The following is a 14,396-nucleotide window of genomic DNA, read 5'->3' as shown; positions in this document are numbered from 1 at the left end:
GCTGCCGAGGGGGTGTGTAGTGATCGCTGTGGATCGGTGGACAGGTGAAGAGGGGCTGCTGCTGCAGTCGGTGAAACGCCTGTCGGTCCGCAATTTCGCCGACGACCTCGGCATCAGTCCCCGGACGGTTTCTCACTGGAAGGAGAAACCAACTCGCAAATGCCGTCCCTCAACGGCCCAGATCCTTGATGCGGCACTCGCCCAGTGCACGCCGGAAGAGCAGGAGGCGTTCCGCTTCCGGCTGGCGGCACTGCGGGGCGAATCCGTTGGTCCCACAGGGGTTGAGATAGCCCAGCCAGCGCCGTGCACCGTGGTCTCGCACAAATTCCTGCCGGTGTACCTGGGGGAACGACTCAGCTCGCTGTACGCAGCCGCAGCTCCCCGGCCATCGGGCCCGGGGGGCCTTGAGCAGCGAGTTCTGCCCGGTGAGCATCGAACGGCACACACCTCCACGGTCCACGTCTTCGCGTGTGGGATCGCGTTGGTGCTTCTCGAAGAGCACCAACGCGTGGACACACTTACCGAGTTGGCCGTGTGGCGTTACCGCTCGTACCTGACGGATCGGGCCTGGGCCGGTCAGCGCATGACACGCCTGTTGGAGCAGCACAGCCCTGACGGGAAAGCCGTTGATCCGTCACCGGATCCGGAGTACGTCCTGTCCGTGTACGAGTTGCGTGATCACTCGTGGACGAAAGCAGGGCTCGATCCCGCCTTGCAGTTGCTGACGACACCGTCGGTCCTGGTCAACCGCCAGGACCCGCAGAACATCAGGCCTCTGGGAGCGGGTATTGAAGACGCCAAGTTCGGCGACGGCTGGGAGCACCCGGAAGCGGTGGCGTTCGACGGCGGTGCCTCACGGGGAGTGGCCGGCTGGTCTGGGGTGTCCTATCACCCGCAGCCGGACGAACGTGCCCTGACGACAAGCCAGATCGTTGCTCTGGAGTTGGACGTCCAGGCGCTGTGGGCGCTGTCGTCCCACATCCTGCGCATGATCGAGGAAGGACAGGACCCGGTGATGCCCCCGGCGTACGGGTGGCGCTTCCTGCGCGGCGCATACGTCCGGCTAACCACCGCAAGGCCGACGGAGACCGCCCAGCATCGGGTGATGCGCGAGGCGATCCTGGCCACGAGCGAACTTCCTGATCGGCTGCGCGCCGCCCAGGACGCACTGCGAGACAGCAACCCATAACAGATATATGGAAGGCGGACTGGGTGGACCCTCGTTCGACAGCGCTGCTGGTCATCGACGTACAGCAGGGCTTCGTCAACCGGCACAGCCGTGGTGTTCTCCCCGCGATCGCGCGGCTCATTGAGGGGTGGCGGGCAGCTGGCGCACCCGTGGTTTTGAGCCGGTTCCACAACAAACCAGGTTCGCCGTACGAAACGATCACCGGGTGGACCCGGCTTCGCACACCCGAGGAGCAGGCTCTCGCCGCCGAACTCGCTCCATTCGCCGACGAGGCGGCCGCCGTCATCGACAAAGACCAGGCCTCCGTTTTCACACCCGAGGGCGCCCAGCTCATTCGGGATGCGGGATGGACCGACCTGGTGCTGTGCGGCATCGACACGGACGCATGTGTATACGACTCGGCCCGGGACGCCTATCACAACGGCTACCGGCCATGGATCGTCACCGACGCCTGCGCCTCCACCGGCGGACCCCAGTACCACGACGCGGCGCTGCAGATGGCAGCACGGAACATCAGTCCGGACCACCTGGTCACCAGCGAAATCGTCCTGTCCCGCATCAACGGAACCCAGGGAGCCCCCGCGTGAATGCACCGTCATACGACACCGACGTGCTCGTGGTCGGCGCCGGCCCGGCCGGGGTCGCGGCCGCGGTCATGGCGGCCAGCCTCAACCTGCGGACCATGGTGCTGGAGGCCGGCCCTGTGGGCGGCAAACTGCACAGGATCAGCTCCCTGGAGAACGTACCGGGCAGCTGGTCGACCGGTCCTCAGCTGGCCGAGGCCCTGGCAGCGGACCTGGAGCGCCTGGAGAAGGCCGGACGGTGCACGGTAGTGGAGGGCCTCGCGGCGAAGACGAGCGGACACGACGACCGGGCCGAACTCGCACTCGACGACGGACGCGTGCTCACCGCGGAGTTCATCGTGGTCGCCACAGGCGTGACCGACCTGGCTCCGGCCGACGCGGAATGGATAACCGCTTCCCCCGACTTCTTCGCTCCACCGCTCTGGCGCGCCACTCCACAGGAGCTCACTGGCCGAACTTACGTCCTCGGCGGAGATCGTCCTCTCGGGACCTGGCTGCGAGCTCATCCGAAGGTGACGACAACCCTGCACGTGCTGTGCCCACCGGCCGACACATACAAAGCGGCCGAAGTCGAGGACGACAATCGCGTACGGCTCGTGCCCGTCTCGCACGCGGCGATTACCAAGCCCACGTACGGCGGCGGCTGGACGGTCACGGTGAACGACCAGGACGGGACCAAGACCATCTACGCCGCTATGTCAGTGCTCAACAACCTGGGCAACAAGCCGGCTGCTCTGGGTGGGCTCGTCTCTGGCGAGGACGGCTACTGTCCGCCCCGCCAGCAGCACCGACGCATCCGGATCGCGGGGGACCTTCGGTCTGCGCGCTACCAGCGTGTGGCCACCGCACAGGGGTCGGGGGCCGAGGCCGTGCTCGCCTACTACTACGACACCGCGCTGCCCGGTGGGGGCGGGATTCGATGATTCTCCCGAAAGGCTGGGCACCACGGTGCACCCGCCATCAGCGGTCAGCTCGCGCCGACGGCAAATGGAGCCTCCAGGTGAGCCTGCGTGCTTCGGCGCGGCTCAGGCTCCTGCCTGTCGAGGCCGGTTGGCCGAAGGGCGTCCAGGGCAGCGTGGAGCGTGCGCGAATCGCGGTTCCATCGTTTGGGCGCAATGAGCTTGAGCCGCGGCGCATCCGCCGGGGGCATGACCTGGCTCATGCAGTCGATGACTGGGACGAGGCCGAGGTTGTGGGTGAAGAGCAAGACGGGCTTCTGAGCGACCAACGACCGGAGTTCGAGACGGGCAACGGGTCCGAGGACGTGTACCCGACTGCCAAGGCGTTTGGGTCGTCCGATGACGACGAGACCGTCGAGCCGCCCTGCGAGCGTGTCCCAGTCGTACCGGGATTCCTCGAAAGCGGAGCGGTAGTGGAGGAGTTCGACCCCGTCGGGCAGGTCCTCGGTGATGCTCTTGAGCCATCGCTCCCAGTTGGAGTCGTTGACGGTCTTGGGTGCGGCGCTGACGTAGACGCGGACCGGGTTGCCGGGGCGGCGCTCTGTGGCAATGCGGTGCATGGCCGCGACGTAGCGGTCCTGCTGCCCGGCGCTGGCGAAGGTCTCCACGTCGAGGAAGTCGTCGTTCCTCGGCTTCTGCGTCGCTTGCATGTCACTCATCATGCCTGTGCAACTCCTCGGGTGTGGAGCAGGGCAGGTGATCGAGGGTTCTGGCTTTCCGTCAAGAGGCGCTCAGCTATTGGCGACACGAGCGGTACCGGGGTGTCGTTGTGGGATCTCAGGGGGGTACCGTGTCCGTGAATAAGATCGATATGGACATGGTTACGCCCCGCGAGGTGGAGCTCCGGGGCACGGCCGCAGACCTATCCAGGGAAGGTCTCGACATGATGCAGGGTACCCGTACCCTCGGACAGACACACACCAAGGCACCTGCCGTGGCAGCGATGGCTCGTACGTCGCTCCGGCTGGGTGCCGTATTTGTCTTCCCGTGCCGATCCGGCTGCGGGCGTATCTCTGCCCCGGACGGGGGCGAGATGGAGTAGTCGCGATGGGCGGTGCCCGCTGAGCGGGTCTTCCAGCCGCCGGGACGCCCGGCCACCCAGGTGATTAGCGGTCACCTCGGCTGTGGCGTCCCATCTGCCACCGGGTGGGCTTAGCAGGCCCTCCCGAAGGAGTCGACCAGGCAGTTAGCAGCTGTCCGGTCGGTTCGAACTCGGTTCTCCGCGAACCACGAAGAGCCAAAGAGCCCTTCGTTATGCCCACCTCGATGTCGAAGCGAGGCATGACCCATGTTGCAGCATTGGGCTGCCCTTTGTCAGCCCATCCATGCCCGGTTGGCGCATTTTGTGGCGTCTTTCCGGTCACATTCCACGTCACACCGCAGGTCGCACGTGCCTGAATCGGCCGAGTGAGCGCCGTGGCGGTTCCGGCCGCGGTCGCTCCGTCACCCCGTTCCGGGCTGGTTCCGGGCGGGGCGCTTTCCGTGCCCGTGGTACCGGCGGAGGAGCAGGTCGTCGCGCGGACCAGGTCGCGGCGCTCTGGGCCGCGACGATGGCTCCGGTCGGTCGAGTGGCTAGTGGATGCTGGGCTGCATCCGCGTGCCTCCGCGACGACGGTGACGATCGCGCGTGACCTGACGGAGCGGATGGATTTCGACTCGGGTCATGTGCGCTATTGCCTGGAGGGCATGGTGGCGCGGCTGGGTCTGTCGCGAGCGACGATCAGTCGGCATGTGGCCTATCTGCGGGAGCTGGGGTCTCTGGTATGGGTGGAGCACGGCAGCCGGACGAATGTGCGCCGCGCGCGTGGCCTGGCCGGGTATGCGGGGACGGCGACGGTGTACGGGGCGGTCATCCCTGCTGCCTACGACGACGCGCACGGCCACACCATCGTCGGCTCCGGCTACGCAGCCCGGATCGTCATCGACCAGCGCGGCACCGCGCCTGTGTCTCCTGACCAAGTGGAGGCTGTGGATAACTCGCCTGTGGATAACCAGAGTTCGGAGGACCGTGAGACCCCATCCCGTACCTGGGTTAAGGAAGTGGGTCAGGTGGAGATGGTGGAGGGTTGTAACTACACCTCGCGCCAGCGCGCGAGCCGGTCAAAGACGCGAATTCTCCACCAGAGCACCCCGATCAACGGCCGCCGCCGGACGGCGAACGACGTCCGGCGCGCCGAGCGGACGATCCGGCTGGTGCGCGCTCTCGTCTCCTGGACGCAGACGGTGCCGCTTCGACGCCTGGAGTACGTGCTGCGCCCGTTCACCGACCGCGGCCTGGACGCCCATGAGATCGCCGCCGAGCTCACAGCGATGTGCTCCGGCATGCGGTGGCGACCGCAGCGCCCGGACATGTTCATCTCCCAGCGCCTGGCCGTCGTCGCGGCGTACGACCAGCAGCTCGCTAGGGAGACTGAAGAGGCCCAGCAGGCCGCAGCACCGATGAGCAACCCCGAGTGGGCGGCCTGGATCAAGGTCAAGCAGCGCCTGGAGGCCGGGGCTGAGTGCCCGCGCACCGACGCCGCCCGCGCTGCCGCCCGCGCCACCTGGAACAACTGGCCGACTGTCGCCGACCACTACGCCGAGGACCCGGACGACGCCCTTGACCTCTACGGTCACCGCTTGTGCCAGTTCGCCATTGCCCAAGCCGAGCGTCTCGAGGTCCGGAGCCTTGTCTGATCAGTCGGGGCGGCTTATGAGCGTCGACCGGGGCCGCCGTCCAGGTGTCCCGGTCCGACGCTGGCAGGGTCTCGGGTGTCCTGGCGGCCGCGTAAAGCGCTCCCACCTCGGTCGTCCGGCCTCCAAGATGTCTCTCATGACGAGTCGTGCTGTGTTCTCCCGTTCGTGCCCGAGCCCTTGGACAAGGGACTACGCGGTCATCGGCGGGCGGCCAACGACTTCCTCCTCCGGAGCTGCTGTGACGGAGCTGGAGACCGACGCGGAGATTGCGTTCGCGTTCCGCACGGCGGCCGACCTCGTTGCCGAGCACTGGTACGACGACCGCGCCGACGATTCACTGGCGTTGGTCGTGCTGTACAACTACCGGCACGCTCTCGAACTGGGTCTGAAGGCTGCCCTGCGGACCCTGGTCGACAGCATCACGTTCGAGGTCAATCCGGGAGACCAGCCACCAGCGGTTGTGGAGAAGATCGGCAAGGAGCTGGCGCGGACTCATCAGCTCGGGGTCCTTGCTGACTACCTCGTCCAGCTCGCACCGATGTTCCGTATGCACATTCAGGGTGACGTCAGATCGCTCTGCGATGAGGTCCACGCTCTCGATCCGGATGGCCAGGCGCTGCGGTACAGCATGGTCAAGGTCAAGGGCGGCACGACGAGCCCGGCTCGCCCCGATCCGCTCTACGTCGACGTCCCCGAGTTCGCCCGTCGAGCAGGCGAGGCCTGCACCGCGCTGGACATCCTTCTCGATCAGATCACCAACGTGCAGGACTGGCAGGTCAACATAGGGCCCGACTACATGCGAAGGCAACCGTAGCGGCATCGTCAGATCATGCTTCGAGAAGGACGTCAGCTGGGACCGCGGCCGCCGTCAAGAAGGCGCCATTACCGCAGACACCGGCGTGACGGCTGGTCAAGTTTTGCTGCCCTAGGTGGTTCCTCCGGCCTACCGTGACGGGTACACGCCTGGTAAACGCGGTGCGTTGCGGTGAGCTCCGAAGGGGGAGTCGTGCAGGCAGGAGCTGCGCTGGACGGGCGCTACCGGCTCATCGAGCAGCTCGGTGCGGGCGGGTTCGGCCAGGTCTGGAAGGCGCACGACCCGAAGGTGGACCGGCTGGTCGCGGTCAAGATCCTCACCGGGGACGGAGGCCGTGACGTGGCCCGGTTCGCCCGTGAGGCCTCGGTCGCCGGCGGTCTGTCCCATCCCAACATCGTCACTGTCCACGACTTCGGCTCCAGCGTGCACGACGGTCAGCCGCTCGCGTACATGGTGATGGAGCTGCTGGACGGCGAACCGCTCAGCGCCAAACTGGCCTCGGGACGCCTGACGTTGCCCGAGGTGCTGCGGATCGCGGTCTGTGTCGGGGACGCGCTGCAGGCCGCGCACGACGCGGGCCTGGTCCACCGGGACATCAAGCCGTCCAACGTCATGGTCCTGCCTGACACGGCGAAGGTGGTGGACTTCGGCATTACCAAGGGCTCGGACGTACGCCACGACATCACCGCCACCGGTGTACTGATCGGCACGCCGGCCTACATGGCCCCGGAGTGCTTCTCCGGCGACTTTGAATTCCGCTCCGACCTGTACTCGCTGGGCTGTGTGCTGTTCGAGATGGTCGTCGGCCGACGGCCCTTTGACGGCACCTCCTGGCACCTGGTCCACCAGCATCTGCACGAGCAGCCAGCGCGGCTGCGCTCCCTGCGCCAGGACGTGCCGCCGGAGTTGGACGACCTGGTCGCCCGCCTGCTGGCCAAGGATCCAGCACACCGCCCGTCCTGTGGGCAGGAGGTCGCCGACATCCTCGAAGGGATCGGCGAGCAGAACCTCGGCGCAGAGTCGCCAATCCGTGGGCGAGACCTCACCTCCGAGGTCACACTCAGCCAGGACGAAGCCGCCTTCGGCGCGATCATCCCGCTCAGGCGCACCGCCCGCAGAACCTGCCCGGAGTGCGCTGCCCTCCTGGTCGCCAAGCACGGACCGGGCGGGTGCCGCTCCTGCGACGGGTCCGGCCAGATCCGCGAGTCCCACACCATGCGGGTCCGCTTCCCCGCCGGCGTCCGGGACGGCCAGCAGACACGCATGAAGGGGCTGGGCGCGCCGGGCATACACGGAGGCGAGCCCGGCGACCTGTTCGTCACCGTGCACGTGCAGTCCTGAACGCACATCAGGACGGAACGCTCGCGGAGTTGATCCCTCTACCGACCAACGCGGTCACGCCGTTGAGGAGGGCACGAGTGCCAGAGCACGCGTGTCACACGTCAGCCGCCCCGTCTTCGTCGAGCAGTGCGACATACCGGTCGATGGCCTCTTGCTCCAGGTCCCGCTCGATACTGCGGACCACATTCAGCGCGGCGGCCTCCACCTGGGCAGGGTCAATATGCCCGAACGACGCCTCCCCTCCGAGAGCGATATCCAGGCCCTTGAGTTGGCGCAGGGCGCTTCCCTCCTTGCCAGTCGGCGCCGGTGATTCGGCTCGCTCATCGACAAACTGGGCGTCCACGAGGTGTTCCAGGGCGTTGCGCATGGTACGCAGCAGCGGGTGCTCGGGGTCTGGCTCTATGCCGCGTTCCTTGTGCAGACGGGCGCGCCACTGCTCCAGCTGGAAGGCGGCCCAGACCAAGGTGTGCTCTTGGGCCCACTGCTCGCGGAAGTCGCGGTCCAGGTCCTCCTCGGTGGGGCTCCAGTCCTCCATGCGCTCGTAGTTGCGGTCGTTGACGGCCGCCCGCCTGCGGGTATCCCGTACACGAGCGACCTCGCGGAGTACGGCTTCTGCCCAGACACGGACGAAGAAGAGTGCGTGCTCCTCGTTCTGGGGCGTGGTGGGTGATGCGGATGAGTCGGCCATATAGCAACTGTTGCTCATCTCAAGGCGCGGGTTCCACCGGCGATCTGGCGGTGCCCCATGCTGAGGGCGGCTGTCTCCAGCCCGGCCCTGATCACCTCGGCCGCATCCATCCGCCGCGGCCACAACACCTCCGGCAGCAGCGCATGCGTGACCTGGCAGCCGGAACAGCGGGTCGTCGCGCACAAGGCCGCGCCGTCCAGTTGGCTCATGCCGAGTACGCCCAGCGGTCCGAGGCGGCTGCAAGAACAGCCAACCGCTGGCGCTCGTCACTTGTCGCCTTCGATGGAAGCTGCGGCGGGTTTCGTCTCCCGCGTGCCAGGACCGCCGAGTACGAAAGCCAGCTTTTGGTCAGGCATGCTGGACTGCCACGCCGCACCGGAGGGGAGTGTGCGCCCGATCAGGCCGGCCACTGCCAGCTGTACCGCGGGCGGATCCGGGACACCCAGCGTGCCATGGGGTCCATGCCGCCCCACCGGATGGCCTGGATGCACAGCTCGGCACACTTTATTGCTCTGATCAGTCAATACGAATTGTCGTAGGAATAGGCTTACCGAGTTACCGAATTCGGCACCATCGCTTGGCGGCTTGCCCAAATTGGTAAACGCTCGCGATTCTTTGTCTGCGGCGCGCCCTGTGTCGCCTCGGGAGACGGTCGCCTTGTTGGCGTGGAGGTTGGCGTGGCTTTGCCTAAAGTGGTGGTCGGAATTGACTTCGGCACGCATGGGTCCGGAATTTCGTGGTGTACCTACGGAGGCAGGAACGACGATCCTGGTGAGCGGCGCATCAACTTCTTCAACTCGTGGGCGGGACAGCCCGTCGCCTCCGTGAAGAATCTGTCCGCGCTATTGGTCGATGCGCAAGGTGAAGTGCTGGGGTGGGGATACAACGCGCGGAGGCGAGCCCTGGTCAAGACTCACGGAGCCGACGGGCCGCGCTACTTCAGCGGCTTCAAAATGGGGCTCATGGAGCAGGCAGTCGCCGAGCGGGCCAGCCTTAGCGGAGAAAAGGCGGTTATCGAGGGCACCGGACACGACGATGAAGATGAAGAGGACGAAGACGAAGACGAGGGCCAAGAGGACGACGCAACGCCTGAGAAGATTGCCGAAAGTACCGGAGAGGAAGACGGGGCAGAGGCGGAAGTCACCAGTGACCTCGTCGTGCTGTCTGGCTCACGCCGACAGAATGCAGAGTCACTCATCGCTGCCTACCTGCGGAACCTCTACGAGACGGCCCTCGCGCAGGTCACTGCCAGCGGGTACGACAAGGACGACATTCGCTGGTGTCTGACAGTGCCTGCGATCTGGACGGATGAGCAGAAGCAGGTGATGCGGGACATCGCGGGGAAGGCGGGCTTTCCCCTCGAGGACGGCCGGCTCATCCTAGCCCTGGAGCCGGAAGCGGCAGCTCACTACGCCTTGGTCAGTGGCGTCAAAGTTGCCGGCGGCGCCGCGGACGGCGCCAGTTTGATGGAGCCAGGCAGTCGGTTCGTGGTGGTGGACTGCGGGGGCGGCACCGTTGACCTCACGGCCTACGAAACTGATGCCGAAGGCCGGATGGTAGAGATCGGCCTTCCCATCGGGGGTCCCCACGGATCAGAGGAGATCAACCGTGCCTTCCGGGATGAGCATCTCCTGGACCGCTTCGGCAAGCTGGAGATCTTGCAGGACCTCGCCGCTGATCACCCGGAGGCGCTGCTGGACCTCACCGAGGCCTTTGAGAGGGCCAAGCTTCACTTCGGACCCGACGAGACCGACCCGATCTACCTCACCTTGCCTTCGGCGATCGACCGGCGGATCGGTGCGACGGTACGAAAGCGCCTTTCCCGCAAGCAGAAAGGCGTCACGGACGCCATCGTCGTGACCGCAGCCGAGGCACGCCGCCTGTTCGACAACGTCGTGCCCGACATCCTTGACCTCATCGATGAGCAGCTCAAGGAAGTCGAGAACACCGCGACTGCCGGAAGCCGTGACCCAGTCGTCCTTCTCGTCGGCGGCTTCGGCGCATCCCCCTTGCTCCAGCATGCAGTCAAGGTGCACCTCAAGGGGCGTGCCGACGTGCTGGTGCCGCCTGACCCAGGAGCCGCCGTCCTCTATGGGGCCGCGCACTACGCCTACGAACCGCACACGCGTGCACGTCGGAGCAGACTGACATACGGCACCTGCTACTGCACGCCGTTCGAGGAAGGCGTCGATCCTGAGGAGTACCGCTTCACTCTGAGTACGGGCGAGGTGTACTGCAGGGCGCGCTTCTCCAAGCTCGTCACTCGGGGCGACCTGGTCAACACGGACCAGGAAGCGCATCTCCCCTACGTTCCTCTGGAGGGCACAACCCGCAAGCTGACCTTCAGTCTCTTCTCCTCCACTGAGCCGGATCCTCGCTACATCACTGATCCCGGATGCGAGTACCTCGGCAAGATCACGGTTGATCTGAAGAAGGTCATGGCCTTCGCGCTGCGAGATCGTGGCGTCACTCTCTACATGCGCTTTGGTGAGACCGAGATCAAGGCCCGTGCCGTAGTGCAGCAAAGCGGCGAGGAAGCCGCGACCTCACTCCGCTTCCAGACGAACTACTGAGCCGAGGACGCCCGTGCACTCCCTCCCACACACGCCCTCGCCGGCACAACCGCACGAGACCTTCAGCCATCCAGAGTCCCGCGTGGCGGATGATCCACCGGCGAGACCCCGGCGTTTGGACCTGGAACTCGATGAGGGCACCCGCAGGCTGACCGTTCTCGAGCGCGATTACCGAGTGCTGCAACAAGCCTGTGCTCAGTTCGAAGCCCGCCTGCAGTACGTGGAACGACGGCTGGACACCCTGATGGCAGCACAAGCGGAAACCCGCAGTGACGTGCCTTCCAACGCACACAGCGTTCATCACGTCATCGCCCGTGAATACGACGCCCTCGTTGAACAGAAGGTCCAGGGCCTGGCCCGGGCTGCCGCCCATCAAATCCCCGGGCACGCTCCCGGCGCTGTTCCCGTGATGCTCTGGCTCATGGGACAGATCTGCTCCGTCCTCTTCGGCCCCGACGAGCCGGACAGCAAGGCGATCCTGACTGCACTGGGCAGGAGCCGCCTCGACCCGTTGGCATCACAAGCCGTCCGATTGAGCAACACCGCCCTAGAGCTACGGCAGCGCTCAAAACGGACGGGGCTGTCAGCCCGCTGGGACTTCGAACTCGTGCCTGGTGAACGGCTCGACGAGGAGTGGCAGGAAGGCTGGCCGTCGTGCGACAGCACACTGCCCGGCCAGTTCGTGATCGCCCCTGCCTACCTTGTAGCTGACCAAGTCTTCAGTCGGCAGCGGGTGTGCACTGGCTTGTCCATCCCCGGTTGATGCCGACGCTTCGACCCACAACGGGCGAGCCAACCCTGAAGCGGCGACTGCATCTCTCCGCACGGTAGAGCCGGGCCACTACAGCAACGGCGGTTGTGGTGCTACGTCTTCTCGGTGTACCGGATCTGGCCGAACCAGGATCGGAAGGCGTACGTGAGGGCGAGCATCCCGGGGGCGAAGATGCCGGCCCACACCAGGCCCGTCACGACGGGGTTGATGTCCACCCTGTGCAGGTCGCTGAACATCATCCCGAAGCCCACGGTCATGAGGAGGATCAGGGGCGGGGCGACCAGGATGGCGAAGGCGGCGGGCAGCTGTCGCTGGCCGTAGAAGGTGCCGATGAACAGGTGGGCGCAGATGATCAACGGGGGCAGGAGCCAGAAGGAGGGCTCGCTGGAGTAGTGGGAGAAGTAGGCCACGCTGCCGGTCACGAAGGCCACGAAGCCCAGGTGCACGAGAGCTGCGGTGGTGAGGGCGGTCCGTGCGGCCCGGCTGGTGATCGTATGAACGACAACAGTGGGTCTGGGTGCGGGGGCGTCGGCTGCGTCGCCAGGATCGTCGTCTCCGTAGGCTGTCTCCTCGTTCTCTTCGTCCTCGTCGCCGGTGTCGTCCGGGTCCCAGTCGAGTTCGTCTTCGTCCGCCTCGTCGCCGTGGTCCTCCAGGTCGTCGTCGGTCCCCGGCTGGCCTTCGGGCTGGGGTCGCCCTGGGGGCCGTCGACGAGCCCGCGCCCGGAAGCCCGGCGCCCGGCTCTGGCCTGGTACTGCTCGCCGCGCTTGTCACGACGGAGAGCGGCGGTCCGCACTCCACCTTCCGGGGGATCGCGGCCCGCTCGGGGTGTTTTCTGCCCGACAACCGCGAGCGACTGCTGGCGGCCTGGAAGGCCAGCGTCGCCGCCGCGCATCAGCACTATGGCACCGGCACTCCGTGAGGAGCGCCTGATCCCGCTTCGGTGGCGGGAGCGGATGTCAGTGCCCGGCGGTACGGTCCGCAGCATGACGTCGATCCCTTATCCGAACTCTGCGCGGTGGCTGCTGGAGGTCACCGCCGCCGCAGCCCCCGCAGACCCAGCCGCCTTCGAAGAGCAGCGGCAACTGCTGCGTTCCGTCGCCGCATTCCATCGCGCCTCGCGGACGTGGTGCGCTTACATCGGCGCGCTCGATGTCCGGGCTCTCACGGTCCTGCAGCGGCTGTACGAGGCAGCGCAGCGGTTCGGGACCGAGGTGCGTATACGGGCGATCGCCGCCCCGGACGCCTGGAACGGGCCGTGTTTCCCGGAGGCCGGCGAACTGGCGGTTCTCGTGGCGGCAGAGGCCGACCGGGGCCGACAGCTCGGTGAGCTTCCGGTCTCCTGACGCGGGCACGCCGCCGGGATCGGCCTTCGGACGTGGTGTGACTTACCGTCTGCGCGGGTGAATCGGGGCCGTGTGCCGGGCGGGTCGGGGGCGGAACCTACTACGCAGATCACGAACTGCTGGTGATCTTCGAAGGGATCCGTCGTGCGTTTCACCCGCACCACCCGTACTGCTGCCGCAGGGCTCTGCGTGCTGACTGCGCTGCTCGCCCCCACCACGGCCACAGCCCACGCCGCTGCGGCCGCGCCCGGCGACACGGTGACCCTGCCGGTCCGCGAGGCCCTTCAGGCGCTGCCGGTCGAGGACGAGAGCCGGGCCGGCTACGAGCGCTCCAAGTTCCGGCACTGGACCGACGCGGACCGAGATGGCTGCAACACGAGGATGGAGATCCTCACATCCGAGGCCGTTACCGCCCCGGAGCAGGGGCCGAACTGCGTGCTCACCGGCGGGCTTTGGTATAGCTCGTACGATGACCAGTACTTCGACAATGCCCGCAAGCTGGACGTAGACCACCTCGTGCCGCTTGCCGAAGCGTGGGACAGCGGGGCATCCAGGTGGAGTGCGAAGGAGCGCGAGGCCTACGCCAACGACCTCGATGACGCGCGCGCTCTGATCGCGGTGTCCGCTGCGAGCAACCGCAGCAAGGCCGACCAGGACCCGAGTACCTGGCTGCCGGCCTTCGCGGGCTACCGCTGCCAGTACGTCATCGACTGGGTTGCTGACAAGACGCGTTACCAGCTGGCCGTTGACCCGAGTGAGGAAGCCGCGCTCTCCGAGACGCTCAGCCGTTGCCCCAACGAGTCCATCACGGTCACGCTCGCCCGTTAGCCACGGCCGCCCGAAGGCGTGGGGACGGGCCCGGTCCAAACGGTGCAGACAGCTCAAGCCCCGGCTGGACGGGGGAGACCAGCCGGGGCCATGAGGTGGTGACGTGCGGAAGGCGGTCGCCTCTCGGCGGAAGGCTCCATGGGGCTTCAGCCGGACGATCGTCCCCATGGTTACTCCGGCCTTGTGGCAACAGCCTCGACCGGGGCCCTGGGGGTCAGCCGCAGTCGTTGCGGTTGATTTTCAGGGAGCGGGTCTGGTCGTTGAGGTTGTAGGACCGCAGGTCGTGGATGGAGCCGCCGCTGCGGGTCACGCATACCCAGCGCCCGGAGTAGTTCCGCTTCTCGTAGACGCGGGCCGTGCGAGCGGAGTTGTTCCTGATCGAGCTGCCGCGGTCACGGATCGCGGAGGGCAAATCCTTCACGCTGCCGTCGACGGCTCGCCGCACCCACGGCTGCCCACCGAAGTTGACCTCCGGGTAGATGCAGACATAGGCGTCAGGGCAGTCAACGGCAGGGCGCGGGGCAGAGGTTGCGGCGGAGGTCGGCACCGGCAGGGTCAGCGGAAGGCAGGCCAGGGCGGTGGCTGCGGCAGCACGCATCACAGTTCTGATCACATGGACAGAAGTAGTC

General features: G+C 66.6%; 15 protein-coding genes. 10 read left to right on the top strand and 5 right to left on the bottom strand.

Annotated features, from left to right (window positions below; translation table 11 throughout):
• Nucleotides 1-19: 19 nt before the first annotated feature.
• From FE633_RS13110 to FE633_RS13100, 3 genes are read left to right on the top strand one after another with little or no spacing between them, the layout of a single operon-like run.
• Nucleotides 20-1,189, top strand: a complete 1,170-nt coding sequence (locus FE633_RS13110; protein ID WP_138045294.1) for an XRE family transcriptional regulator — start codon at nt 20-22, stop codon at nt 1,187-1,189.
• Nucleotides 1,186-1,776 carry a cysteine hydrolase family protein gene (locus tag FE633_RS13105; protein ID WP_171059938.1) on the top strand — a complete coding sequence of 197 codons (591 nt, stop codon included), beginning with the start codon at nt 1,186-1,188 and terminating at the stop codon, nt 1,774-1,776. The genes FE633_RS13110 and FE633_RS13105 overlap by 4 nt, the downstream gene beginning before the upstream one ends.
• Nucleotides 1,773-2,696, top strand: coding sequence for an FAD-dependent oxidoreductase (locus FE633_RS13100; protein ID WP_138045292.1), 924 nt, complete (start codon nt 1,773-1,775; stop codon nt 2,694-2,696). Before FE633_RS13105 ends, FE633_RS13100 begins: the two co-directional genes overlap by 4 nt.
• A 44-nt stretch (nt 2,697-2,740) precedes the next feature.
• Here FE633_RS13100 and FE633_RS13095 read toward each other — a convergent pair whose 3' ends face one another.
• Nucleotides 2,741-3,382: a hypothetical protein gene (locus tag FE633_RS13095; protein ID WP_138045291.1), complete on the bottom strand. Its 642-nt coding sequence runs from the start codon at nt 3,380-3,382 to the stop codon at nt 2,741-2,743.
• Between the two features lie 964 nt (nt 3,383-4,346).
• Between FE633_RS13095 and FE633_RS13090 the strand changes: the two genes are divergently transcribed.
• From FE633_RS13090 to FE633_RS13080, 3 genes are all read left to right on the top strand, one after another.
• The gene (locus FE633_RS13090) at nt 4,347-5,408 is read left to right on the top strand and encodes a hypothetical protein (RefSeq protein ID WP_138045290.1); all 1,062 of its coding nucleotides are present in this window, start codon (nt 4,347-4,349) and stop codon (nt 5,406-5,408) included.
• A 238-nt stretch (nt 5,409-5,646) separates the two neighbouring features.
• Nucleotides 5,647-6,222 (top strand): hypothetical protein, encoded by a 576-nt coding sequence (locus FE633_RS13085; protein WP_138045289.1) that lies wholly within the window; start codon nt 5,647-5,649, stop codon nt 6,220-6,222.
• A gap of 192 nt (nt 6,223-6,414) precedes the next feature.
• Nucleotides 6,415-7,563, top strand: coding sequence for a protein kinase domain-containing protein (locus FE633_RS13080; protein WP_138045288.1), 1,149 nt, complete (start codon nt 6,415-6,417; stop codon nt 7,561-7,563).
• Between the two features lie 94 nt (nt 7,564-7,657).
• Here the strand turns inward: FE633_RS13080 and FE633_RS13075 are convergent, their stop codons facing one another.
• Entirely contained in the window at nt 7,658-8,251 is a 594-nt protein-coding gene (locus FE633_RS13075) for a hypothetical protein (RefSeq protein ID WP_138045287.1), read from the bottom strand.
• 14 nt (nt 8,252-8,265) lie between these two features.
• Complete coding sequence (locus FE633_RS13070) at nt 8,266-8,460, bottom strand: hypothetical protein (protein WP_138045286.1); 195 nt, start codon at nt 8,458-8,460, stop codon at nt 8,266-8,268.
• Nucleotides 8,461-8,916: 456 nt separating this feature from the next.
• Between FE633_RS13070 and FE633_RS13065 the strand changes: the two genes are divergently transcribed.
• The gene (locus FE633_RS13065; RefSeq protein ID WP_138045285.1) at nt 8,917-10,824 is read left to right on the top strand and encodes an Hsp70 family protein; all 1,908 of its coding nucleotides are present in this window, start codon (nt 8,917-8,919) and stop codon (nt 10,822-10,824) included.
• Between the two features lie 115 nt (nt 10,825-10,939).
• The gene (locus FE633_RS13060; RefSeq protein WP_138045284.1) at nt 10,940-11,587 is read left to right on the top strand and encodes a hypothetical protein; all 648 of its coding nucleotides are present in this window, start codon (nt 10,940-10,942) and stop codon (nt 11,585-11,587) included.
• A gap of 101 nt (nt 11,588-11,688) precedes the next feature.
• Here FE633_RS13060 and FE633_RS13055 read toward each other — a convergent pair whose 3' ends face one another.
• Nucleotides 11,689-12,042, bottom strand: a complete 354-nt coding sequence (locus FE633_RS13055; RefSeq protein WP_138045283.1) for a hypothetical protein — start codon at nt 12,040-12,042, stop codon at nt 11,689-11,691.
• 537 nt (nt 12,043-12,579) lie between these two features.
• On the opposite strand from FE633_RS13055, the gene FE633_RS13050 reads away from it, so the two are divergent.
• On the top strand, nt 12,580-12,939 hold the full coding sequence (locus FE633_RS13050) for a hypothetical protein (RefSeq protein ID WP_138045282.1): 360 nt from the start codon (nt 12,580-12,582) through the stop codon (nt 12,937-12,939).
• Between the two features lie 144 nt (nt 12,940-13,083).
• Nucleotides 13,084-13,767 carry an HNH endonuclease family protein gene (locus FE633_RS13045; protein WP_171059924.1) on the top strand — a complete coding sequence of 228 codons (684 nt, stop codon included), beginning with the start codon at nt 13,084-13,086 and terminating at the stop codon, nt 13,765-13,767.
• A 214-nt stretch (nt 13,768-13,981) separates the two neighbouring features.
• Here FE633_RS13045 and FE633_RS13040 read toward each other — a convergent pair whose 3' ends face one another.
• Nucleotides 13,982-14,365, bottom strand: coding sequence for a peptidase inhibitor family I36 protein (locus FE633_RS13040; protein ID WP_138045281.1), 384 nt, complete (start codon nt 14,363-14,365; stop codon nt 13,982-13,984).
• Nucleotides 14,366-14,396 lie beyond the last annotated feature (31 nt).

The organism is Streptomyces montanus (assembly GCF_005786655.1).
Lineage (GTDB): Bacteria > Actinomycetota > Actinomycetes > Streptomycetales > Streptomycetaceae > Streptomyces > Streptomyces sporangiiformans.
This window is presented reverse-complemented; position numbering and strand designations above follow the sequence as displayed.